The sequence below is a fragment of the Streptomyces sp. WP-1 genome (assembly GCF_030450125.1).
GTDB lineage: Bacteria > Actinomycetota > Actinomycetes > Streptomycetales > Streptomycetaceae > Streptomyces > Streptomyces incarnatus.
The window spans coordinates 378,071-401,336 of the sequence record NZ_CP123923.1; the positions used below are offsets into that span (position 1 = coordinate 378,071).

23 protein-coding genes and 1 riboswitch are annotated in these 23,266 nt (G+C 72.0%); of the genes, 6 read left to right on the top strand and 17 right to left on the bottom strand.

The window, feature by feature from the left end; genetic code table 11:
- Positions 1–214: 214 nt before the first annotated feature.
- The 12 genes from QHG49_RS01215 to QHG49_RS01270 all read right to left on the bottom strand — a co-directional run bounded on the left by QHG49_RS01215 (position 215) and on the right by QHG49_RS01270 (position 11,849).
- Positions 215–1,798 carry a fatty acid--CoA ligase gene (locus QHG49_RS01215; protein ID WP_301486948.1) on the bottom strand — a complete coding sequence of 528 codons (1,584 nt, stop codon included), beginning with the start codon at positions 1,796–1,798 and terminating at the stop codon, positions 215–217.
- 25 nt (positions 1,799–1,823) lie between these two features.
- Positions 1,824–2,348 carry an FcoT family thioesterase gene (locus QHG49_RS01220; protein WP_301492653.1) on the bottom strand — a complete coding sequence of 175 codons (525 nt, stop codon included), beginning with the start codon at positions 2,346–2,348 and terminating at the stop codon, positions 1,824–1,826.
- Positions 2,349–2,422: 74 nt separating this feature from the next.
- Entirely contained in the window at positions 2,423–3,313 is an 891-nt protein-coding gene (locus QHG49_RS01225; protein WP_301492655.1) for a TauD/TfdA family dioxygenase, read from the bottom strand.
- 124 nt (positions 3,314–3,437) lie between these two features.
- Positions 3,438–4,808 (bottom strand): MFS transporter, encoded by a 1,371-nt coding sequence (locus QHG49_RS01230; RefSeq protein WP_301486949.1) that lies wholly within the window; start codon positions 4,806–4,808, stop codon positions 3,438–3,440.
- Between the two features lie 178 nt (positions 4,809–4,986).
- Positions 4,987–5,577: a sigma-70 family RNA polymerase sigma factor gene (locus QHG49_RS01235; protein WP_236576159.1), complete on the bottom strand. Its 591-nt coding sequence runs from the start codon at positions 5,575–5,577 to the stop codon at positions 4,987–4,989.
- Between the two features lie 230 nt (positions 5,578–5,807).
- The gene (locus QHG49_RS01240) at positions 5,808–6,584 is read right to left on the bottom strand and encodes a hypothetical protein (protein ID WP_301486950.1); all 777 of its coding nucleotides are present in this window, start codon (positions 6,582–6,584) and stop codon (positions 5,808–5,810) included.
- A 217-nt stretch (positions 6,585–6,801) separates the two neighbouring features.
- Positions 6,802–7,344, bottom strand: coding sequence for a copper chaperone PCu(A)C (locus tag QHG49_RS01245; RefSeq protein WP_301486951.1), 543 nt, complete (start codon positions 7,342–7,344; stop codon positions 6,802–6,804).
- Positions 7,341–9,650, bottom strand: a complete 2,310-nt coding sequence (locus tag QHG49_RS01250; protein WP_301486952.1) for a cation-translocating P-type ATPase — start codon at positions 9,648–9,650, stop codon at positions 7,341–7,343. Before QHG49_RS01250 ends, QHG49_RS01245 begins: the two co-directional genes overlap by 4 nt.
- On the bottom strand, positions 9,647–9,895 hold the full coding sequence (locus tag QHG49_RS01255) for a hypothetical protein (protein WP_301486953.1): 249 nt from the start codon (positions 9,893–9,895) through the stop codon (positions 9,647–9,649). Before QHG49_RS01255 ends, QHG49_RS01250 begins: the two co-directional genes overlap by 4 nt.
- Before the next feature lie 188 nt (positions 9,896–10,083).
- Entirely contained in the window at positions 10,084–11,175 is a 1,092-nt protein-coding gene (locus QHG49_RS01260) for a HoxN/HupN/NixA family nickel/cobalt transporter (protein ID WP_301486954.1), read from the bottom strand.
- 27 nt (positions 11,176–11,202) lie between these two features.
- A riboswitch (cobalamin riboswitch) is annotated at positions 11,203–11,407 on the bottom strand.
- An 88-nt stretch (positions 11,408–11,495) separates the two neighbouring features.
- Positions 11,496–11,684, bottom strand: a complete 189-nt coding sequence (locus QHG49_RS01265) for a hypothetical protein (protein ID WP_301486955.1) — start codon at positions 11,682–11,684, stop codon at positions 11,496–11,498.
- 45 nt (positions 11,685–11,729) lie between these two features.
- Entirely contained in the window at positions 11,730–11,849 is a 120-nt protein-coding gene (locus QHG49_RS01270; protein WP_236576160.1) for an SPFH domain-containing protein, read from the bottom strand.
- A gap of 95 nt (positions 11,850–11,944) precedes the next feature.
- Between QHG49_RS01270 and QHG49_RS01275 the strand changes: the two genes are divergently transcribed.
- A complete protein-coding gene (locus QHG49_RS01275) occupies positions 11,945–13,399 on the top strand; it encodes a M1 family metallopeptidase (protein ID WP_301486956.1) in 1,455 nt (484 codons plus the stop codon).
- A gap of 304 nt (positions 13,400–13,703) precedes the next feature.
- Here QHG49_RS01275 and QHG49_RS01280 read toward each other — a convergent pair whose 3' ends face one another.
- Positions 13,704–14,954, bottom strand: coding sequence for an NAD(P)/FAD-dependent oxidoreductase (locus tag QHG49_RS01280; protein WP_301486957.1), 1,251 nt, complete (start codon positions 14,952–14,954; stop codon positions 13,704–13,706).
- Positions 14,955–15,089: 135 nt separating this feature from the next.
- Between QHG49_RS01280 and QHG49_RS01285 the strand changes: the two genes are divergently transcribed.
- The 3 genes from QHG49_RS01285 (at position 15,090) to QHG49_RS01295 (ending at position 17,729) form a co-directional block, all read left to right on the top strand.
- A complete protein-coding gene (locus tag QHG49_RS01285) occupies positions 15,090–15,665 on the top strand; it encodes a TetR/AcrR family transcriptional regulator (RefSeq protein ID WP_301492656.1) in 576 nt (191 codons plus the stop codon).
- Positions 15,666–15,878: 213 nt separating this feature from the next.
- The gene (locus QHG49_RS01290; RefSeq protein WP_301486958.1) at positions 15,879–16,301 is read left to right on the top strand and encodes a hypothetical protein; all 423 of its coding nucleotides are present in this window, start codon (positions 15,879–15,881) and stop codon (positions 16,299–16,301) included.
- Between the two features lie 174 nt (positions 16,302–16,475).
- The gene (locus tag QHG49_RS01295) at positions 16,476–17,729 is read left to right on the top strand and encodes a PP2C family protein-serine/threonine phosphatase (protein WP_159697826.1); all 1,254 of its coding nucleotides are present in this window, start codon (positions 16,476–16,478) and stop codon (positions 17,727–17,729) included.
- A gap of 227 nt (positions 17,730–17,956) precedes the next feature.
- Here QHG49_RS01295 and QHG49_RS01305 read toward each other — a convergent pair whose 3' ends face one another.
- Both QHG49_RS01305 and QHG49_RS01310 read right to left on the bottom strand, forming a co-directional pair.
- Entirely contained in the window at positions 17,957–18,163 is a 207-nt protein-coding gene (locus tag QHG49_RS01305; RefSeq protein ID WP_145488628.1) for a hypothetical protein, read from the bottom strand.
- Between the two features lie 265 nt (positions 18,164–18,428).
- Entirely contained in the window at positions 18,429–18,632 is a 204-nt protein-coding gene (locus QHG49_RS01310; protein WP_301486959.1) for a hypothetical protein, read from the bottom strand.
- Between the two features lie 369 nt (positions 18,633–19,001).
- Between QHG49_RS01310 and QHG49_RS01315 the strand changes: the two genes are divergently transcribed.
- On the top strand, positions 19,002–20,864 hold the full coding sequence (locus QHG49_RS01315) for an ABC transporter ATP-binding protein (RefSeq protein ID WP_145488714.1): 1,863 nt from the start codon (positions 19,002–19,004) through the stop codon (positions 20,862–20,864).
- Between the two features lie 137 nt (positions 20,865–21,001).
- Positions 21,002–21,124: a hypothetical protein gene (locus QHG49_RS01320; RefSeq protein WP_370530405.1), complete on the top strand. Its 123-nt coding sequence runs from the start codon at positions 21,002–21,004 to the stop codon at positions 21,122–21,124.
- A 50-nt stretch (positions 21,125–21,174) separates the two neighbouring features.
- On the opposite strand, the gene QHG49_RS01325 is transcribed toward QHG49_RS01320, so the two are convergent.
- Both QHG49_RS01325 and QHG49_RS01330 read right to left on the bottom strand, forming a co-directional pair.
- Positions 21,175–22,080 carry a class I SAM-dependent methyltransferase gene (locus QHG49_RS01325; protein ID WP_301492658.1) on the bottom strand — a complete coding sequence of 302 codons (906 nt, stop codon included), beginning with the start codon at positions 22,078–22,080 and terminating at the stop codon, positions 21,175–21,177.
- 80 nt (positions 22,081–22,160) lie between these two features.
- Positions 22,161–23,264: an NAD(P)-dependent alcohol dehydrogenase gene (locus QHG49_RS01330; RefSeq protein WP_159697832.1), complete on the bottom strand. Its 1,104-nt coding sequence runs from the start codon at positions 23,262–23,264 to the stop codon at positions 22,161–22,163.
- Positions 23,265–23,266: the final 2 nt, after the last annotated feature.

Below are 23,266 nucleotides of genomic sequence, written 5' to 3' on the forward strand. Positions count from 1 at the left end.
CACGGGTTCAGACACGGGTTCAGGCACGACTCCAGGTACGGATCCAGGCAGGAGTTCAGGCACGAGTGCAGGCATGGACTCAGACATGGGTTGAGGCATGGGTTCAGCCAGAGGCTCAGACATGGGGGGGCTCTCTCTCGGTGGCTCGTCCGTCGGTGCGGCAGGGGCCCGCCGGTTGGTCCGCGCCGGACATGAACGGCGCAGCCGGGACTGCTCAGTTGACCTTGCGGGCGGAGTCACGCCAGTAGCGGTCGCGCAGCTCGCGGCGGAGGATCTTGCCGCTCGGGTTGCGCGGCACGTGGTCCGTGAACTCGTAGCTCGCGGGCAGTTTGAACGCCGCCAGCCTCGGGACGAGGAACGTGTGCAGATCCCGCCCGGTGGGCCGGGCACCGGCCGCGGGGACGACGAAGGCGTGGACCCGCTCGCCCCACCGCTCGTCGGGGATCCCGATCACCACCGCCTCCCCCACCGCGGGGTGGCGTTCCAGCACGTTCTCGATCTCGGCGGGATAGACGTTCTCGCCCGCGACCAGGATGGCGTCCTTGATGCGGTCGTGGATGAAGAGGTAGCCGTCCGCATCGAGGTACCCGGCGTCACCGGTGTGGACCCAGCCGTCCACGAGCGTCTGCGCGGTCATGTCCGGCAGGCCCCAGTACTCGACCATCCGGGCGGGGGTGCGCAGGCAGACCTCGCCCACGGCGCCCGGCGGCAGTTCACGGCCCCGTCCGTCGATCACCCTGACCCCCACCCCCGGGTAGGGGCGCCCGGCGGCCCGCATGAGGGGGCCGCCGGGGACGTGGGCGGCCGGGGGCAGGCACACCGCGGTGTTGCCGGTCTCGGTCAGGCCGTAGATCTGGGCGAACTCGCAGTCCAGGACGGCGAGGCTCTGCTCCAGCAGCGCCTCGGAGATCGGGGAGCCGCCGTACACCGTTTTGCGCAGGGTGTTGAAGTCCCGGGCGCCGACGCCGGGTTCGGTGAGCATCATGCGCAGCATGGCCGGGACCACACAGGCGGTGGTGACGCCGAGGTCGCGGATGAGGTCCACGGCCTGCCGGGCGGCGAAGGAGCGCAGGGCGACGATCGTCGTTCCGGCGTTGAGGTTCTGGGTGGCCCACCACAGGCCGCCGACGTGGAAGCCGGGGATGCCGATCAGGGCGATGTCGCCCTCCCGCCAGTCGATCCAGTCCAGTTGCTCGCTCGCGAGTGCGTCACGGATCGCGAAGAAGCTGCGGTGGGCGAGCACGACCCCCTTCGGCAGTCCGGTGGTACCGCTGGTGTAGAGCTGTGCGACCGGTGTGTCGGGGTCGGCCTCGAACTCCGTTTCGCTGTCTGGACGTTGGGCGCGCCAGGTGACGATCGATTCGACCGGGACGACGGTCTCCGGGGGCCGGGTGGGCATGGCCGCCACGATCGGGGCGAACTCGCCCTCCAGGAAGAGCAGTCGGGTCCCGGAGTCCTGAAGGATGTGGCTCACCTCGGGCGCGGCGAGCCGCCAGTTGACCGGGACGAGCACGGTGCCGGTCTTGGCACAGGCGAAGAGCGCCTCGTAGTAGTGCTCGGACTCCTTCCCCAGGTACGCGACCCGGTCGCCCTCCCGGAGGCCCGCGGCGCGCAGGGCGTGCGCCATGCGGTTGCTGTTGCGGTGCAGTTCCCCGTACGTCAGGGTGCGGCCCTCGCAGATCACCGCGGCGGCCTCGGGCCGGCGGGCGGCGTGGAAGCGCGTGGTGTGGACGAGGGTGCTCAGTTCGGGGTGGTGGATCCTCGGGCCCCGGGGCGGCGGCGCCGTGGTCGACTCCATGAGCGGTCTCCCTTCGGTGAGTTGGTCAGGGGACGTTGACGAACGCGAGGGTCACCTCGCCGTTGCACCGGCCGCCGTGGGCGTCCTGGTAGCGGAACACGGTCGGGGCGTGGAGGAAGGGACCGGCCGCGCCGGAGGTGCGCCGGGTCACGGAGCGGAACTCCATCTCCCCCGTGAAGCGGCGAGGGTCGACGGGCCGCCGGAAGTTCGCCGCGAACCGGGCGATGAGGATGTCCGGGAGCTGGTGGCGCCAGAAGTCGTCCAGGGTCCAGTCCTCGAAGCCGGTCAGCAGCCGCTCCTTCACGGACTTGGCGACCAGGTAGTACATCATCTGGTTGTAGGCGATGTTGACCTCGACCGAGTTCAGATGCCCGGTGTCGTCGATGTAGCAGGACTCCTCGATCGCGAACGCGCAGCGGGCGGAGGCGAGTCCGTCGGACGCCGTGACCTCGGCTGACCTCAGGTACGCGCAGTGCTCCTTGTAGGGCGCCAGGACCCGGGCCAGCAGTTCCTCGTCGGTGGCGTACGACCGTCGCGGCGCGGCGGCCACCGGGTCGGCGGGGAGTGCCGAGTTGGCGGCGGGCACCGAGTTGGCAGTGGGCGCCGTGTTGGCGGCGGGCGCGCTCACGCGGCGTCCATCCCGTCGTACAGTCCCCGCTCGTCGTGGACGGTGACCCGGTACGACACGGTGGGTTCCGGGGTGGTGGTGTGGCGGGCCCGGTGGACGAGGCTGCGGTTGTCCCAGACCAGCAGGTCGCCCTGCTCGAAGCCCTGCGGGTGGATGCCCTCGTGTTCGAAGGTGTCGTCGAGCTGGCCGGTGGCTTCGAAGAGACGCTCCAGCAGCTTCGCGTCGAGCGGTTCGCCGTCCTGGCCCTCGATGCCGACGGTGAAGCCCTCACTGACGTAGAGGACCGTCTCTCCGGTCATCGGGTGGGTGAAGGTGGTGGGCCGGACGACCGGCGGGGTCCTGGTCTCGACCTCCTCGATGATCTCGGAGAGCGGGCGGTAGACGTCCTGCGGCCGGATCTTGAAGTACTTGCGCACGGAGTGCCGGCAGCGCGTTCCGGCGATCGCCGCTCTCAGCTCCCCGGGCAGCCGCTCGTACGCCCTGCCCATGTCGATGAAGTAGGTGCCCCGGTTCTTCTCCGGGATCACCTGCGGGTGGATCAGGGTGATGCCGAACGGGTCGGGCATGAACTGGTAGTCGGCGTGCCAGAACTTGCCCGTCTTCGGCACCCCTATCCGCCGGCCGTCCTCCGGCACGTTGGAGGAGACGAACACCTCCGGTACGTCCGGGTGCCGGTACATCGGTTCGTAGTACGTCTCGGGACGGCCCAGGCGCCTGCCGAGGGCGAGAAACTGGGCGGGAGTGAGGTCCTGTCCCTTCAGTACGGCGATCTTCTTCGTGTACACGGCCCTCTTCAGGGCCTGGACGTCGGCCTCGGAGGCCGTGGTGTGGTCGAAGCCCTCGACGATGACGCCGAGCGCGGCACCGGGCTGGTCCTTGATCTGCATCTGCATGGCTGCCGGTCCTTCCGGATTTTGGGCGGTGTGGTGCGGGGTCAGGCGGTGGTGGTGCGGGGCATGGGTGTTCTCCTCATGGGGGTCGTCGGTCGGGGACGGGGGCGGGGCAGACCCGCTACGCGGCGGGGGTACGGCTCGTGCGCAGGGCCAGGGTGAGCGGGGCGCCGCAGCATAGACCGGCCGCGATGGCGAAGACGGCGACGCGTATGCCGGTGAGCTGGTGTTCGTCCGGCGGGCCCTGGCCGGTGCCCGAGGACAGGGCGACCAGGAGAGCGAGCCCGATCGCGCCGCCCACCTGGAGGGTGGTGGACGCCATACCGGAGGCCACCCCCTGGTCCTCGGCGGCCACTCCGGAGGCGGCGGCGATCCACATGCCGGTCCAGGCGGCGCCCTGCCCGACCCCCAGGAGCACGATGCCGGGCAGCAGCAGGGAGTACGGCCCGTGCCCGGTGAGCGCGAGTCCGAGCACGACGGCCCCGCCCGCGCCCAGCGCCATGCCGCCGCCCAGCACCCGCCCCGACCCGGCTCGGGCCACGGCCAGTTCACCGGCCTTGGTACCCAGGGCGGTCACCACGGCGGGGACGAGGAACGCGAGGCCGGTCGTGAACGCGCCGTAGCCGCGCACGTTCTGGAAGTAGAGGGTCATGAAGTACGGCAGTGAGCTGAACGTCGCGCTGTAGAGGGCGGTGAGCCCCATCGCCGCGCGCAGCCCCCGGTGGGTGAACAGCCGTACCGGCACCAGCGGATCGCGCGCCCGGGCCTCCACGACCGCGAAGGCGGCCAGCAGGGTGACCGCGAGTGCGGCGCCGAGCAGCACGGACGAGCTTGCCCAGCCCGACTCGGGGGCGCGCACCAGCGAGAACACCAGGAGCGTGATGCCCCCGGTGCCGAGCAGGGCGCCCGTCACGTCGTACCGGCGAGGACCGGTGCGCGGGCCGTCTCCCGGGAAGAGCCGCCACCCCGCCCATGCCAGTGCCCCCGCCAAGGGCACGTTGACGAAGAAGACGGACCGCCAGCCGAACGCCTCCACGAGCACGCCGCCCAGCAGCGAGCCGAAGCAGAGGCCGCCGGCCCCGGCGGCGCCCCACACCGCCACCGCGCGGTTGCGGGCGGGGCCCTCCGCGTACAGGGTGTTGATCAGGGCGAGGGTGGCCGGGAACAGCAGTGAGCCGCCGATGCCCTGTGCCGCGCGGACGGTGATCAGGGCGCCCGCCGACTCGGCCAGGCCGCCCACCAGCGAGGACCCCGCGTACAGGAGGGCCGCGGCGACGAAGGTCCGGCGCCGTCCCAGCAGATCGGCCGTGCGGCCGCCCAGCAGGAGGAAGCCGCCCGTCGTCACGACATAGGCGCTCACCACCCACTGGAGGTCGTGCGGGGCGAAGCCGAGACCGGCGCCTATGTCGGGAAGGGCGACGTAGACGATGTTGTAGTCGAGCGCGATGACCAGCTGGGCCAGCGCCAGGACGAGCAGGGAGAGCCCCCGCACATCCTTGCCAATGCCCTTGCGTGGCAATGGAGTTGTCCGCCCGGTCGGTTCGCCGTTGTTTCCCACACCGCAGTAGTCGCACGCCCCTGCCGTCGAGTTCCCGGCGGCACGGTCCCCTGCCGAGGACCGTGCCGCCACATACGCGGTCAAGGACGTCCGGCCCCGAGCGGGCCCGGGGTCAGCCGGCGAGGCTGCTCGCCGACTCGGCCTCCCGCAGCACCCGTTCGAGACTCGCGCGGGCTCGGGAGACCCGGGAGCGGACCGTGCCGACGGGACAGCCGACGAACCCGGCCGCCTCCTCGTACGACAGCCCGACCACCTGGGTCAGCAGGAACGCCTCCCGGCGCTCGTCGGGCAGGGTCTCCAGGAGGTCGAGCAGGGCGATGCCGTCGTCGAAGCCCGGCAGGCCGCGGGGCTGGGTGCCCTCCACCGCCGTCTGCCAGTCGACGGTGTCCGCGATCCGGGGGCGGACCGCGGCGCGGCGCAGACTGTCGGCGACCGCGCGGCGCGCGATGGAGAGCAGCCAGGTACGGGCCGAGGCCCGGCCCTCGTAGCGGTGCAGGCTGCCGAACGCCCGCGCGAAGGTGTCCTGGGTCAGATCGTGGGCGGTCTGGGGATCGCCGCTGAGGTAGGTGACGTACCGCAGGACGTCGGCGTGCAGGGCGCGGACGAAGTGGTCGGCGGCGTCGGGGTCTCCACCTCGGGCGGCCAGCGCCCAGGCGGTCGCCGACGCGTCCACGGAGGCACGATCCGCCCGTGGAACGGGCATGACAGAGATCATCGTGAGATGTCCTTCTCGGGTCTTCCGGGGCCGGACCCGCACAGGGGCACGGCTCACCGGGGCATGGGGTGCGCCCGTACGCGGAGGTAGGGCGATGCCCGGAGCCCGTGGGGAACGGTCCGCTCACGGCGGCGCGTGGGGGTGCCGAGCAGAGGAGCGTGGGCACACCCGCGCGCGAGAACACCGCAGGACGAGGGGCTCCGGTGGATCCGGCTGTCTCAGCGGACAGCGGCACCCGCGGGCGGCCCCCGGAAGGTGAGGGAACAGCACAGGAGCAGACGCACCGGGGCGGGCGCGTCGACGGCGCGGCGCCGGTGTACGCCGGGGCGGCGGTACGGCGTGGGGAGCGCCCCGAGCAGCAGCCGCAGCGGGGCCGCCAGCCAGGCCGCCGTCGCCCGCAGGACGCGGAAGACGGCCCGCTCACCGTAGGCGAGCCACAGCCCGCACAGGACAGCGGCGAGGACGTGGGCGGCGAGCATGCCGACCGAGGCCGCGCCGCTCATGCCGGCCATGTCGTGCAGGGCGCCGGGAGCGGCCATCCCGTGGGCCGTGTGGGCCGCGTGACCGGCGGACCCCATGTCCATCCCGCCCATGGAGCCCATGTCCATCCTCATGGAACCCATGGAGCCCATGCCCATCGCGCCGTTGCCCATCGAGCCCATTGAGTGCATCGAGCCCATGTGCGGGGCGGCCGGGTCCGTCTGCGGACCGCCGTGGGACATGGCCGCGGGGCCGGACGCCGAGGACTGCGCCAGTGAGAAGGTCTCGTGAAGCACCATCTGGGCGGCGGTCACGACCGCGACGATCGACGTGCGGCCGCGCTCCCGTCCGGCCAGCAGCCAGCCCGCCGCGCCGGTCCCGAGCGCGCCCGCGGCCATGGCCCACCAGGGGACGGGGGTTCCCGACATGGTCGCGTGGCCGAGGGCGGCCAGCAGCACGCAGGCCGCGGCGAACACGCCGGCCCGCGCTGTACGGCACCACCCCGGGACAGTCATAGCCCGCTCATCCTCGCACCCGGAGTCCGACCGTCGGCAGGGGGGAGGCAGGAACCCTCGCCTTCCGGTTCGCGCCCCTCGCCGACCTCACCGACCTCGGCGACCCCGCCGACTCCACCAACTTCGCCGACTTCGCCGAGTTCGCCGAGTTCGCCGACCAGGAGGCGCGGTACAACTCACGCCAGCCACAAGGCAACTCGGGAAGCACAGAAAACGACTACCGGAACGCCACCGTGCCCGGCCGCACCACCACGGCCAGAACCGTGACCGGTCCGCCGCGCCGGAACTCCAGGGTGAACGGCACGCGATCCCCGGCGTACCACGCCCCCGAGGGAACCGGCACGGTGAGGTCGATCCCGGTCGGCGACATGCGGAGGTCCTCGCCCGCCGCGACGGAGACGGAGTCGATCGCGGACCGGTAGGCCGTGTTGCCCGCCGTCATACGGTGCTGGGAGAGCGTGACCGCGCCGGGAACGTCCCGCGCGGTGACCCGTACGAGCGTGTCGGCGGAGCCGCCCTCATTGGCGACGCGGAAGAACGCCGCCGTCTCCGGGACCCCGACGGACGGCAGCAGGACCCGCCCCTCGGTGACACGGATCCGCGCCGGGCTGCCCGCGCGGCCCGCGCCGACCCAGACGGCCAGCCCCACCAGCGCCGTACAACATGCCACGACGGGCACCAGGACGGCCAGGGTGCCGTCCCTCAGCCGCCGCCGGCCGAGACCCCTCAGGGAGGAGGCCCGGTCCATGATCCGCTTCATCGCACGACCGCCTTCCCGCCGCGCGTCCCCCGCGTCCCCCGCGTCCCGCGCGCCCGGCTTCGGGCCCCTGACGGCTGCCAGCCCCGCAGCCGCAGGCTGTTCGCCACCACGAGCACGGAGCTCACCGACATCGCCGCGGCCGCGACCATGGGATCGAGCAGGCCGACCATGGCCAGCGGCACGGTGACGACGTTGTAGCCGAACGCCCAGGCCAGGTTGGCCCGGATCGTGCCCAGGGTGCGCCGGGCCAGGCGCACCGCGTCCACCAGGGCCTCGATGTCCCCCCGGGCCAGCGTCAGGTCGGCCGCGCCGATGGCCACGTCGGCGCCGCCGCCCATGGCGATGCCCAGATCGGCACCGGCGAGCGCGGCGGCGTCGTTCACCCCGTCGCCCACCACCGCGACCCGAGCGCCCCGCTGCCTCAACTCCCGCACGAGGGCGGCCTTGCCCTCGGGAGTGCAACGGGCGTGCACCTCGTCGACACCGAGCGCGGCGGCGACGGCCGCGGCGGGCGCCTCGCGGTCGCCGGTGGCCAGCACCGGGCGGATGCCGAGCCGGCGCAGCCGGTCCACGGCCCGGTAGCTGCCGGGGCGCAGCACATCGCCGACGGCGATCAGCGCCTCGGCCCGGCCGTCCACCCGTACCAGGACCGGTGTGTGCGCGGCCTCCTCCGCCGCGGCCAGCGCTTCGGCCAACGCGCGCGGCAATCGACCGCCCGGCGCCCCCACCTCGACGACCAGGCCGTCCACCCGGCCGCTGACCCCGTGCCCGGGGAGGGCGGCGAAATCCGTGACGTCCGGGAGAGACCCAGGTTCGCCCCTACGGCGCGCGTACGCGGTGACGGCCTGTCCGATCGGATGCTCGGAGCCCTGCTCCACGGCCCCGGCCAGCCGTACCAGCGCGTCCTGCCCGCGCCCGCCCGGCAGCGCGGTCACCCGGGCCACCGTCATACGGCCGGTGGTCAACGTGCCGGTCTTGTCGAGGACGACCGTGTCCACCTGCCGAAGGGCTTCCAGCGTCTGCGGTCCCCGCACCAGCACGCCCAGTTGCGCCCCGCGCCCGGTGGCGGCCATCAGGGCGGTCGGTGTGGCCAGCCCCAGCGCGCACGGGCAGGCCACGACGAGGACGGCCACGCAGGCGGTGAGGGCCGCCTGCGGATCGGCTCCGGCTCCCAGCCAGAACCCGAGGACGGTCACCGCGAGGGCGAGGACGGCGGGTACGAACACTCCGGCGACCGTGTCGGCCAGCCGCTGCGCCCGCGCCTTGCCGGTCTGGGCCTCCGTGACGAGACGGGTGATCCGCGCCAGCCGGATGTCCGCGCCGACCGCCGTGGCCGCCACGAACAGCAGTCCGCCGGCGTTGACGGCGCCGCCGACCAGAGCCGAGCCGGGGCCCACCTCCACGGGCTCGCTCTCGCCGGTGACCAGGGACAGATCCACGGCGGAGGTGCCCCGCACCACCCGTCCGTCGGTCGCGACCCGCTCCCCCGGGCGCACCACGAAGGTCTGCCCCACCCGCAGCCGCTCGATCGGGATCGACCGCTCGCCGGACTCGTCCCGTACCGACACCTTCTTGGCCGCCAGTTCGGCGAGCGACCGCAGCGCCGCCCCGGTCCCCCGCCGGGCCCGCCCCTCCAGGAACCGCCCGGTCAGCACGAACAGCGGGACGCTCACGGCCGCTTCCAGATACAGGTGCGCCATGCCGTCCGACGCTGCGGGCAGGAGGCTGAACGACATCCGCGTCCCGGGCCGGCCCGCCCCGCCGAAGAACAGCGCGTACGCCGACCACGCGAACGACGCGACGGTCCCCAGCGAGACCAGGGTGTCCATCGTGGCCGTCGAGTGGCGCAGGCCCCGCAGCGCCCTGACGTGGAACGGCCAGGCGCTCCATACGGCCACCGGGGCGGCCAGCACGAAGCACAGCCACTGCCAATCACGGAACTGCAGGGCCGGCACCATCGAGAGCACCAGCACCGGTACGGCCAGCAGCGCGGTGACCGTGATCCGTTCCCGCTCGCGCCGGTCCGCGGCCTCCTCCTCGTCCGGCGCCTCGGGGCCCTCGTCGTCCTCGCTCACCGGCAACGCGGCCTGGTACCCGGCCTGTTCGACCGCGGCGACGAGGCTGTCGGGCGCGGTGTCGGCCGGGTGGCTGACCCGGGCGAGTCCCGTGGCGAGGTTGACCGTGGCCGTGACGCCCGCCAGCTTGCCGAGTTTCCTCTCCACGCGCCGGACACAGGCCGCGCAGGTCATCCCGCCGACGGTGATGTCCGTGACGACGCGTTCCGCCGCCGGTTCGAGAGCGGTCACTCACCGCTCCCATGGCTCATCCCGGGCATGTCGCCATTGCCACCGCCGCCCCCGCCGTCCCCGCCACTCCCGCCGCTCCCGGTGCCGTGCATGCCGGGCGCCACCGGCCCGACCGCCGCGCCGACGGCGTAGGACGCCGCGAACAGCAGCATCAGCAGGAGCAGGAATCCACAGAGCGCGGGAGGCGGCAGCAGCTTGCCACGGGTCGTACCGGGGGAGCGGGGTGACAACGGAATATCGGCCATGCCCGACCTTCCTGGTCCCATCGGACCGTCGTGCGAGAGATGGCGGTGGAAGCCGTACCGTCGCAGTAGTCGGACCGGTGGAGCGTCGAGTTCCGGGACGTGATCGTGACGTACGCCATAACGGCCGCACCGGCGGCACGCATCGGCGACGTCGGCAGCTCACGGAAGTCCGCGACGCGGCCGCAGCGTCAGCCGCCCTCGCCGAGCCGGCCCGCCCACCTCTCCTCCACCCTGGCCAGCCGCCAGTACGCCAGCGCCGCCGCCCACACGACCACGAACAGGCCGACGATGACGTACCCCACGTTGTCCAGGTCCAGTCCGGCGATCCAGCCGGTCACCGCGTCGCTCAGATCGAGCTTCTCGCGCAGCACCCCGACCAGTTCGATGGTGCCGATCAGAAAGGCGACCGCGATGGACAGGCCGGTGATGGTCAGGTTGTAGAACACCTTGCGCACCGGGTTGGAGAACGCCCACTGGTAGGCGAAGTTCATGAAGGTGCCGTCGAGCGTGTCGAACAGGCTCATCCCCGCCGCGAACAGCAGCGGCAGGCACAGGATCGCGTACCACGGGAGCCCGGCCGCGGCGCCGCTGCCCGCCATCACCATCAGGGTGACCTCGGTCGCGGTGTCGAAGCCGATCCCGAACAGGAAGCCCAGCGGGAACATCTGCCCGGGCCGGGTGATCGACCTGGTGAAGCGGCCCAGGATCCGGTTCATGAACCCCCGGGAATCCAGGTGCTGTTCCAGGGCGGCCTCGTCGTACCTGCCCGCTCGCATCGCCCGGAACACCCGCACGATGCCCGCGAGCGCCACCAGGTTGAGGGCCGCGATGAGGTACAGGAAGGTCCCGGAGACGGTGGTGCCGACGACACCGAGGGTCTGGTGGGTACGGGAGTCGTCGTCGAGCAGGATCCCGGCGAGCTGTGCGCCGCCCGCGACCAGGGCCGCCATGGCGACCACCACGCTGGAATGGCCGAGCGCGAACCAGAAGCCGACCGACACCGGCCGCTTGCCGTCGGCCATCAGCTTGCGGGTGGTGTTGTCGATCGCGGCGATGTGATCGGCGTCGAACGCGTGCCGCATGCCCAGCGTGTACGCGGTCACGCCGAGGCCGATCCCGAACGCCTTGGAGCCGACCTCGTAGTGCCCGGGCACGACCAGCAGGAACAGGATGCCGAACGCCACAACGTGCAGGGCGGCGATCACCACCAGCAGCCCGGCGGTCCGCACGGAGTCCTCGCGCCGCCAGCGAAAACGGGTCGGCTCTGCGGACAGGGTCATGGGGTCACGCTCCAGCACCTCGTGGATCAGCTCGTGAAGTGCCGTGGCCGGTCTCCTGGCTTACGGGTGCTCGCGTGTCCGTCCCGGCCTTCCCGTCCGCCGGGCGGCGAACAGTGACCGTGCACGACGTGGGACGGATACTCCCCGATCACAGTGGCGAGGGCCGCTCCGGCATGAGCCCCGCTGAGGGCTGTCACCGGTCTTCCCGAACACCACGGCCCGCCCACCGTAGGACCGACCACCCCCTTCCGCACAACCGGACGGTCCCCCAGGTATCCAAGATCACATCGGACCGCCGCCAGGAGGTCTCCGGCGCGTCCTCACTCGCGCGGCACCACCACGAGCAGCACCACCAACGCGATCAGCGGCGCGCCGCCGACCGACGCCAGGGTGATCTTCGCCGCGCTGTACGGCCGTTCGCCGAGGACCCCGCCGGTGCGGGCGTCGACCATGACGGGCCGGACCTTGCCGACGTGGAGGTAGGCCAGGAACCAGACGGGCAGCAGCACCAGTTGCAGTATGGGCAGGGCAGCGCGTACGTCCCGGGCGCGTCCTCACTCGGCGTCGCGCATAGTCACCGGGTTCTGGGTGCCCCACTTGAAGTCGGTGAACTGCCAGGTGGTGACGGAGCAGACCTCGGCCTTGAACGGCGACTCGAAGCGGACGGGAGTCAAGATTTTTGCCAATCTTGAGGCAACCATTTGATGATGCGGAGGTTCTGACGTCTCGCGTGCCGCAATCGACGGGAGAGACGAGATGGAGAGACGAGATGAAGCCTCGCACGGCGCCGACCCACCGGCACCGGCGCTCCGTGTCCGCCTGGGCTCCGACAGCGGTGCTGCTCCTGGCCATGACGACGTCCTGCGCCGGCCCCGGGCCGGTGGGCGGCCACGCGGCCGCGAAGCCCGGCGCGGCGGGAGTGGGTGACCGGCTGTTCCCGACGCTCGGCAACGGCGGCTACGACGTGACGCATTACGGGCTGACGCTGGATTACACACCGCAGACCAATCACCTGAAGGGCACGGCGGTCATCACGGCGCGGGCCACCCAGGACCTGAGCCGCTTCGACCTCGACCTGTCGGGCCTGCGGGTACGCACCGCGACGGTGCAGGGGTCGAAAGCCCAATTCTCCCGTTCGGGTGACGAGTTGGTCGTCACACCGGCGAAGACATTGAAGAACGACGAGATCTTCAAGACGGTCGTCACGTACGACGGCACCCCGCGAACGATCAAAGGCGACGACGGAGGTCTCGAAGGCTGGATCGAGACCGATGACGGCTCGACCGCCCTGGGCCAGCCGACCGGCTCCATGACCTGGTTCCCCGGTAACCATCACCCCTCGGACAAGGCCACGTTCGACATATGGGTCACCGTGCCCAGGGACGAGGACGGCGACTTCTACGACGCGGTGGGCAACGGCGAGCTGATCGCGGAGGAGGACAAGGGCGGGTCGATGACACGGCACTGGCGTACTGCGGAGCCCATGGCCGGCTACCTCGCCCATGTCTCCGTCGGCTACTTCGAGATTCACAAGGGCCGGACACACGACCGCCTGCCCGTCTACGTCGCCGTCGACCCGGACGAGTCCGCAGACGCCGGCGACGTCCCGCACCTGGTGCCCGAGATCGTCGACTGGGCGGACGGGCTCTTCGGCCCCTACCCCTTCTCCTCGACCGGCGCCGTCGTCGACCATCTGCCCGAACTCGGCTATGCCCTGGAGACCCAGACCAAGCCCTACTTCGCCGGGGCTCCCGACGAGGCCCTGCTCGTCCACGAGTTGGCGCACCAGTGGTTCGGCAACTCGGTGACCCCGCGAACGTGGCAGGACATGTGGCTCAGCGAGGGAATGGCCACCTACGCGGAGTGGCTGTGGGAGGAGAAGCGGGGCGGCAGGAGCACCGACGAGATCTTCGAGGACTTCTACGACGGCACGGACGACGAGGCCGAGGGCATCTGGGCCTTCCCGCCCGCCGCTCCGCCCAGCGGTGGGCGTGTTTCCGACCCGCCCGTCTACGGCCGCGGCGCCATGGTCGTACACAAGGTGCGCAAGGCCGTCGGCGACGACGTCTTCTTCGACATACTCCGCACCTGGACGCGACAGCACCGGCACGGCAACGCCGGCACCCGGCAGTTCGTCACCCTGTGCGAGAACGCGTCCGGGAAGGACTTGACCGAACTCTTCGACACCTGGCTCTTCGACAAGGGGAAGCCGTCCCGGATGTGAGGAGAACGATCCGGTGCGGGAAGGCTTTTCCCCAGCGGGTACCGCACCCGAAAAGCGTTCGTCGCCGGTCATGGGAGCACGAGCGCGGTACGTGGTGGTCGAGAACGGCGCCTGGCAGCGGTACTACTCGCACCGGACCGCCAACCAGGCGGTCAGCGATCTGCTGCCCCGGCCTGATCGACCTGCTCCTCCCGTCAACGGCCTCCGCGCCCCGTCGCCCGGCATGAACCCGCTCCTCGCCGGGGCGGAGGCCGACCGACCACCGCCCCCTCGGCTCCCCGTGGACGGGGCAGGACGCGGTGTGTCAGGCCTCGGTCCGCTCCCCCCTCCCCCGGGCCCGCGCCTGCCGGTACGCCTGCGCCCGGGCGAGGTAGTTGCGGTGCTCCTGCTCCTGGTCCGGCGGGAGGTCCGGCTCGTCGGTGGTGGCGAAGAACTGCACCAGGGCGTCGTTGGAGCTCGCGGCCAGTTCCCCGGAGCGGGCGAACATGGCCGACTCGTAATCGGCGACCGCCTCGTCGAGACCGGCCGCCGGATCGGGGCCGACCGCCCGGCGGACGGCGTGCGCGAGTTCCGCGCCGTCCAGCATCGCGAGGTTGGCACCGTGACCGCCGAAGGGCGCCATCAGGTGGGCCGCGTCCCCGATCAGTGTGACGCCGGGGACGTGTTCCCAGGTGAGCGGGGCGGGCAGCGCCCAGAAGGACCGCGGGACGTAGTCGCCGTCGTTCCGGACGATCAACTCGCGCATGGCCGACGACCAGTGGCCGAACTCCCGTACGAGATGGGCACGGATGCTCTCCCGGTCGGTGAGGTCCACCCCGGCCGCGACATGCCAGTCCGGTGCGGCGCGGAAGGCGATGTAGCCGCGGACCACGCCGTCGCCGTTGCGCTGGAGGATCACCGCGCGGCCGTCGTTGTCGTTGGAGAACATGTGGCCGTCTCCGACGATCTTGGCGACCTCGGGGTGGCGTGAGTCGACCTCGTCGAACCGGGCGTCCAGGAAGCACACCCCGAGGTGCCGCGGGGCCGCCTCGCTGACCAGGGGGCGGACCTTCGACCACGCCCCGTCGGCGCCGATCACCAGATCGGCCTCCGCGGTGGTGCCGTCCGCGAACTCCAGGCCGTGCCCGCCGTAGCCGAGCGGGTTCACACGGACGAGCCGGTGGCCCCAGCGGACGGTGCCGGGCCGCAGGTGGTCGAAGAGCATGCGGCGCAGGCGGCCGCGGTCGATCTCCGGCGCGGCCTCGTCGCCGGGGCCCGGGACGAACTCCGCCAGGACCGTGCCGTGGTGGTCGCGGCGGGTCTTGGCCTGCCCCTCCGGCCGGGCCCGCGCCATGAAGGCGTCGAGCAGCCCGGCGTCCTCCAGGGCGATCTGCCCGGAGTCGGCGTGCAGGTCGAGCGTGCCGCCGGGGTCGCGGGAGTCCACGGCGTCGTCGGCGTCGTACACCGTGACCTCGATGCCGTGTCCTTGCAGGACGCGGGCGCAGGTCAGACCGGCGGGCCCGCCGCCGATCACAGCGATGCGGGGCGTGCTGGGCCGGGGTGTGCTGTTCGTCATCGGGACCTTCCCCTCGGGTGGCGCGGGTCGCGAACGGGTCGCGACAGCACCCAGTGGGTGCAACCGCTAAAAAAGCGTAACAGCTAAACTTTCTAATTCGCTCCACGATCGCGATAAGGTGGCCCGGTGACCGAGATGGGGCGCCGAGAGCGCAAGAAGGCAGCCACCCGCCAAGCCCTTGCCGACGCGGCACTGCGGCTGTTCTCCGAGCGGGGATACGACGACGTCGGGGTGCGCGAGATCGCCGACGCGGCCGATGTCTCGGTGACGACGCTCTTCAAGCACTTCCCCGACGGCAAGGAGGCGCTGGTCTTCGACCAGGACGTGGACCGCGAGGCGGCGCTGGTCGCGGCGGTCCGCGAGCGCCCCGCCGGTCAGTCCGTCCCGCAGGCCCTGCACCGGCTGCTGCTGGGCGAGCACTCCCGGCGGGTCCACACCGACCCCCGGTTCGACGACTTCCTGCGCCTGATCGACACCACCCCGGCGCTGCGCGAGTACGCCCGCCGGATGTGGCTACGGCACGAGCACGCCCTGGCCGCCGCGATCGCCGACGACGCCGGACTGCCCGCCGACGACCCGGGCTGCCAGGCCCTCGCCCACTTCGCCCTGGAGGCGCCCGTCCTCGTCCGCGGCGCCCGCGACCCCGACACCGCCCTCGACCGGGTGTTCGACCTGCTCACCAGCGGCTGGACCGGCACCCGCGCCGACTGACCTCGGCGTGCACACACCGTCGTCCCGTAGCGCCCGCTTGAGGCCACTGCCCGCGAACGCGGGACAGGCAGAAGTACCCGTACGACAGTTCTGCCTGCCCTTCCGCATGGTCCGGCGCGACGCCACCGTGATCGACTTCCTCTCGTCGGTGACGGCGCATCAGCCCCGACCCCACCACCGACCGGAACCTCGACTCGCGTGAAGGAATCGGACATGAACAAGATCAAGGCCGCCCTCGTCGCCGCCACCATCGCCCTGGGCGGGCTCGGCATCGCCGCAGCGCCGGCGCAGGCGGACACCTGCAAGCTCATGGGCAAGGCCTACGACTGCGGCTACACCGTGACGTCCGAGGCGCTGCCGAACGGTACGAAGCAGGTGTTCGTCATCGGCACCGACCGCGCGGTGTGGACGAACTGGAGCCTGCCAGACGGCAGTTGGTACGGATGGGAGTCCATGGGCGGCATCGCTCGGAGCGGGGTCTCCATCTGGGACGTGAGCGACGGCGGCTGGGTGTTCTCGATCGTCGTCACGGGCACCGACGACAACCCCTGGCACCGCACCCGCTCCGCCGGCGGCACCTGGTCGCCCTGGTCCCTTCCCACCTGCCCCGAACCGGACTACAACTCGTCCTGCTGACGCCCGCCGCAAGCGGGCTCGCACCCCGGCGACATCGGCCGATCCCCGTCGTACGGCATTCGACCGGCCGGCGCCCGCACCGGCCGAGCGGGTGAGGCAGGCCGGGCGGGGACGGCGCCCGCGGCCTAGGTTGGGGGCAGGGCACCGGCGGCAGCGGGTACGAGGAGCGGCGAGATGGCGGCACAAGTGGATCACGCGGCCCTGTTCGCAGCCGTCCCGAGCCCGTGTCTGGTGCTGGGCCCGGACCTGGTGATCGTGGACGTCAACCGCGCCTACCTGGAGACCACCGGCCGGACCCGGGACGACCTGGTGGGGCGGCACATCTTTCAGGCGTTCCCCGACAACCCGAGCGATCCGGAGGCCGACGGGGTACGGAACATGAACGCCTCCCTGCACCGGGTGCTGGCCACCCGGAAAGCGGACACGATGCCGCTCCAGAAGTACGACATCCCCGTACCGCACCGGCGCGGCCTGTTCGAGGAACGCTGGTGGTCCCCGGTGAACACCCCCGTCTTCGGGCCGGACGGGCAGGTGGCGTGGATCATCCACCGGGGCGAGGACGTCACCGCCTACGTCAAGGCCCACCAGGACACCCGGCCCACGGGCGCCCAAGTGGAGAAGGACCTGGAGGCGGCCGAGTCGCTGGAGGCGGAGCTGTATGTACGGGCCCGGGAGCTTCAGCGGCTGAACGAGGAACTGCGCCAGGCCCACACCCGCGAGCGTGAGGTCGCCGTCACCTTGCAGGAGGCCATGCTGCGCACCCCCGACCTGGAGCATCACTCCCAGGACGTGGCGGTGCGCTACCAGCCGGCGGTCGGTTCGCTGAACGTGTGCGGTGACTGGTACGACGTCGTCGACATCCCCCCGGACCAGGTGGCGCTGGCGGTCGGCGACGTCATCGGCCACGGTCTCCGGGCCGCCGCGGTCATGGGCATGCTGCGCAGCGCCCTGTCGGCGGCCGTACGCGCCCTCGCGCGCCCCGCGCAGGCGCTGGAGGTACTGGGTCTGTACGCCCGGTCGATCGACGACGCGCTGGGCACGACCGCGGTCAAGGCCATCGTCGACCGGCGGAGCCGGCTGATCACCTACAGCAGCGCCGGGCACCCGCCCCCGGTCCTGGTGCATGCCGACGGCCGGACCGAGCTGCTGGACCAGGCGACCGACCCACCGCTGGGAGCGCGGCCGCAGCACGTCCCCCGCCCGCAGGCCAGCCTCCACTACAAGCCGGGCGACACGCTGGTGATGTACACCGACGGGCTCATCGAACGCCGCCATGAGGACATCGACGTCGGCCTGAACCGCCTGACCGATGTCCTGTCCGAGTGCGGCCGTCTGGGCCCGGAACAGGTGGCCGACACCGTCCTGGCCCGCCTCGGCATGGCCGGCGGCGGCCGGGACGACATCGCCCTCGTCGTCGTCCGCCTCTGACCGGCCCCCTGCGCTCCTCCGTCTCCGGCAGTCGGCGGACTGCGTAGACCGGGGTGTCGTCGGTGAGCCGGTGCCCACTGTGCCGCAACACGCCGTCGCGGATGCGGCGGACCAGGAGGTCGGGGGCGGCACAGCCCGGATCGGCGGCGACGTCACCGTGCGGGGAGGAGAACCTGCCCTTGCTGTCACGGGAAGCCGCCCGATGGGACCCCCGGCTCGGGAGCGGTCTACGACCTGGGCAGCTGGAGCGCGGCTCGCGCGGAGGCGTCGGGCTGTCGCATCGGCAGCGGGCTGGTGGAGAGGGCGGGCAACGACATTCCCCCCATCACATGGTCGAGTTCGCGCAATATGCTCGTCGCCGCGTCCCGTACGCGCGCAGGTACATCGCCACGCTCCGCGACAAGTTGGTGGTAGATCGGAGCGTCCTGGAACATGGGGTCCCTTCCCGTAGTGATCATGACTGGTACGGGCGCCGAGTCTAAGGGCTGTCCGCGGTCGGTTGTGCCTGGTGGCGGAAGGGTGACCGATTACGTCGAGTCCGGGGCCAGGGCCCGGATGCCCATCCGCCAGGGCCCGGATGCCCATCCGGAAGCATGGCCGGGCTGCGCCGATCCCCGTCCGCCGGCCGACATTTCGGAGACCGTGGCACCCACTTCCCACCAGGTCGTGATCGAACTCACGCCACGTATGCCCCCTGGGTCACACCCCACGGCAGCCGTCTTCCGCCCGAGCGTCCCGGAACCGAGCGGTTCGTTCGACGGCCCGCGTGACGACCATCGGCGTTTCGGCCACCACGCGGTCCGGCGACCGGTCCGCCCAGGCAAGGGTCGATGTATCCGGCACGAACGTGTATTCGCCCGGCGCCGGGATTTCCACCACGTCCGAAAGACGTGTGTTCGACACGGGGACCCTTCTCGTTGATCCCGGTGTCCCATCCCCGTCGCCGGAGGCCACCATGGACCGCTTGCTCGATCCCCACACCGTCCTTCCGCCCGCTCCCGCCACGCCAGCTCCCGCCACGCCCGCTCCCGCCACGCCCGCTCCTGCCACGTCCGCCCAGCTCGCCGTCACACCGGCGCGTGCCCGGTGCGCCGTCGACTCCGTCCGTGCGGCAAGTCCGGATACGGGGTGGGCGGCATGAGCAGGGCCACCGATGAGTCGGCCGACCGCGTGCCCGAGCCGCGCACCGCCCCGGCGGCGGAGTCCGGCAAAGCCCCCGCCCCCGGGGAGCAGGAAACTCCGCCCCCGCCGAAGTCCGGCGCCGAGCCGCAGATGCGGTACGTCGACCTGACCGGCAGCCGGGAAGCGGCCGGCCGTTCGATCCGGCTGCGTGACATGGCCCGGCGGCTGCCGCAGCTGGTGCGCCGCTCACTGGCCCTGGCCTGGCAGGTCGACCGACCGGCGACCATCGGCCTCCTGCTGTGCCAGGCCACCGCCGGCGTCATGCAGGCCCTCGGCCTGGTCGCCATCAGCGGCACCCTCACCGCGCTCCTCACCAGCGACGACGTCTACGACCGGCTCCTTGAGGCATGGCCGTCCGTCGCCCTGCTGGCCGGTGCCGCAGGTGTGCGCGCGCTGCTCGGCATCACCGTCAACTGGCTGTCCTCCCGGCTCGGCCCGATGATGTCGCGCGAGGCCGAGCAGCAACTGCTCCTCGGCTGCGCCGCCGTCGAGTTGTGCGCCTACGACGACCCCGAGTTCAACCGTGCCCGTGAGGCGGCCGACCGCGGCGCACAGGTCACCGGTGACCTGATCGACGAGGGACAGGACCTCATCGCCTCGGCCGCCTCCTTCGTCGCCGGAGCGCTCGTACTGGCCGGGGTGAACTGGCTGCTGCTGCCGCTCCTGATCGCCGCGAGCCTGCCGCAGGCCATGGCCCAGATCAGTGCCGCGCGGGTGCGGTACCTGGCGAACCTGCGCAGCAACGGCGACCTGCGCATGCTGTCGGTGCTGCGCTGGCACATCTACAACAGGGACGCCGCCGACCAGATCCGCGCCGGCACCATGGCACCGTTCCTGTCCGGCCGGTACCGGGAGACGGTCGCCCGGATCAACCGCGAGGACCGGACCGCGGCCGACAAGGGCGCCCGTATGTCCCTCGTCGGCGCGCTGTGCGGCGGGCTGGGGTCGGCCGTCGTCTGGGCGGCGGTCGTACTGCTGCTGGCCGACGGGCGGATCAGCGTCGGTCACGCGGGGACGGCCATCTTCGCGCTCCAGATGGTGGGCCAGTCGGTCCGCGGCCTGGTGGCGATCGGCGCGCGAGCCGTCCGCACGGGCCTGTACATGGACGACTGGAGCGACTTCCTGGAGCGCGCGGGCGGCTTCCGCATGCGCCGGGGCACACGCCGTCCCGAGCCGCCGGGGACGATCGAGGTCAAGTCGGTCACCCACCGCTACGCGGGCAAGGACCGCGACGCCCTGTCCGATGTCTCCCTGACCTTGCGCCGCGGGGAGGTCACCGCTCTGGTCGGTTTCAACGGGTCGGGGAAGTCGACGCTGTCCAAGCTGATCAGCGGCCTGAACCTGCCCACGGCCGGCGAGGTGCTGTGGGACGGCAAGCCCGTCGGCGAGGCCGACCCCCAGGCCCTGTGGCGGCAGGTGGCGCTGGTGCCCCAGGACTACGCGCACTGGCCGCTGACCGTCCGCGAGAACGTGCACCTGGGACAGCCCACGGCACGCGGCGACGCCGCGGTGCGGGAGGCGTGCGAGGCGGCCGGCGCGGACGAGGTGGTCGACCAGCTCGCCTCCGGCCTGGACACCCTGCTCGCGCGCGAGTGGCTCAACGGCGAGGAACTCAGCGGCGGCCAGTGGCAGCGCATCGCGCTGGCCAGGGCGTTCTTCCGGGAGGCCGGGCTGCTGGTCCTCGACGAACCGACCGCGAACCTCGATCCCCGCGCCGAGTACCGCATCTTCCAGCGTCTGCGGGACCTGGCCCAGGACCGCGTGGTGCTGCTGGTCACCCACCGGATCACCAATGTGGCCGTGGCCGACCGGATCGTCGTCCTCGACGAGGGCAGGGTCGTACAGGAGGGCACCTACCAGGAACTGTCCCAACAGGCAGGCATGTTCCAGCAGTTGCTGTCCTATCAGGTCACCTCCGAACACTCCGCCGAGCAGACCGGGACCCGCTCATGAGTAACACCCCGCTCCCCCTTCTCCCGAGGTGATGACGTGCCGCCCACTCGTTCCCACATCCGTACGACCACCGAGCGATACCTGGCCCGACACCCGCCCTGGACCCGTATGCGCACGACGAGTTGCGGGTCCTGCCGTTGCCCGAGTGGCAGGCGCTGATGCCGCCCGGTGACTTCGCACGTCTCAACGCCCTGGCGGCGGCCCGACGCACCGGCCGGGCCGCCTGCTTCGACACCTGGGACTGGGGCCCGACGGAATGAACGGCGGCAAGCACGCCGACCAGCTGTCGCTCGGGCCCGGTCGGCTCACGTCAGAGCCGGGTCTTGTCCGCGAACACCCACCGGTTTCCCTCCAGCGCGTCGTTCGGTTCGGGGAGGGGGCCGCGGCCGTGTCGGTGGGTGAACTCGAAGGGGGTGTGGACGGAGGTGGACCAGCCCTTGGCCGTCAGGTGGCCCGCGGAATCGGGCCGGGGCCCCTTGTCGAAGAGGTGGAGCAGGTCGATGCCGATCTGCTCGTGCGTCGCGGTGTAGATGGCGCTGTCACGGTACTGGAGCAGGTCCTTCTCCAGCTTGGCCTCGTAGGCCAAAGCGCTGCCCTCGGCGCTCAGCTGCTCCACCCTGTCGATGAGGGCGGTCTCGGCGGGACCCGGCAGGTAGAAGAGGAGCCCCTCGGCCAGCCAGACGCTCGGTACGGCCGGGTCGAAGCCGGCGGCGGACAGCGCGGTGACCCAGTCCTCGCGCAGATCGACCGGCACGGGGACGCGCTTCACCTTCGGCGTGGCCGACAGGCCCGTGAGCACCTGGTGCTTGAACGCCAGCACGCCGGCCCTGTCGATCTCGAAGACCACGCAGTCGGACGGCCAGTCCAGCCGGAAGGCGCGGGTGTCCAACCCCGCCCCCAGCAACACCACTTGGCGGGCGCTCGCACGGACCGACCGGAGGAGGAAGTCGTCGAGGACCCTGGTGCGCAGGCCGAAGTAGCGGGCGAACCGCCCCCAGAGCGGATTGTCGTCCCCGCCCGCTACCTGCTGGATCCGCACCGGCCAGTCCGCGCACACCGGGGCGGCGCGCACGAAGGTTTCCGCGTAGATGTCCTGGGCGAGGCTGTCGTGACGGTAAGTCTCGATCGCCCGTGCCGCGGCGACCAGGAGGGCGGTCAGGCCCACTCCCCCGTCCACGCCTTCCCTGTCCGTGTGCTGCGGCGCCGTACCGACCATGTTTCCTCCGTTGGCGGGGGTGGGGACTGCGAGGGGTCTGCTCGTCGGATGCGGTGGGTCCGGGGTGCCGTATGCCACGCTCATCGGCCTTTTCCTTCCGGCACGAGCACGGGTTTGACGACGCGGCCCGCCGCGCAGTCGCGTTCGGCCCTGTTGATGTCGGACAGGGGGTAGGTGCGGATCAGTTGGTCGAAGGGGAAGCGTCCGGCCTGCCACAGCCCGGTCAGCCGGGGTATCAGCAGTCCGGGTACGGCGTCCCCCTCGCAGATGTGGCGGATGGTGCGGCCCCGGTCGAGCGTGCCGGGTGCGAGCGACAGGGCGATGTGGAGCCGTGCCACCAGGCCGAGGCTTCCGGTGGGGCGCAGTGCGCGGAGCGCGTCGTTGATGAGCGGGGGCGAGGCCGTGGTGTCCAGCGCGTACTGCGCGCCGCCGTCGGTCAGCCGCCGGATCCGCTCGGGCAGCCCGGCCGTCTCGGCGGGCAGCGGGAGGGCGCCGAACCGTTCGGCGAGGGCCAGCCGTTGGGGATACCGGTCGACGGCCACGGTCAGCGCGCCCGCGGCGGTGGCCGCCATCACCGCGGCCAGGCCCACCGCTCCCGCGCCGAGGACCACGAGGGTGTCGCCGGGGCCCGCGCGGAAGGTGTTCAGCACGGCTCCGGCGCCGGTGAGGAAGCCGCAGCCGAGCGGTCCGAGCAGTTCGACGGGCAGCGCGGGGTCCACTCGTACGGCGTTGCGGGCGGGGACGAGCGCGTACCGGGCGAACGAGGACTGGCCGAACCACCGGGGTGCCAGCGCTCCCCCGGCCGCGTCGGTGAGGCGTGGGGTGTCCTCCTTGCGCCCTCCGAAGAGGTTGAGGGCGGCGAAGGAGTCGCAGTAGGCAGGGGCCGCGCTGCGGCAGTTGCGGCAGTGCCCGCAGGAGTCGAAGCTCAGTACGACATGGTCACCGACGCCGATCGCGGTGTCCGGTCCGCCGCCCGTCCGCACCACGATCCCGGCCCCTTCGTGGCCGAGCACCGCGGGCAGCGGGCTGCGGCCGGCGGACCGTACGGCGAGATCGGTGCGGCACATTCCGCAGCCGGCGATCTCGACCAGGATCTCGCCGTCGGCGGGTTCCGTGCGCAGGGCCACCTCCTCGACCGTGAACGGGTCGTCGTACGAGCGCAGTACGGCCGCCTGGAACCTCATCC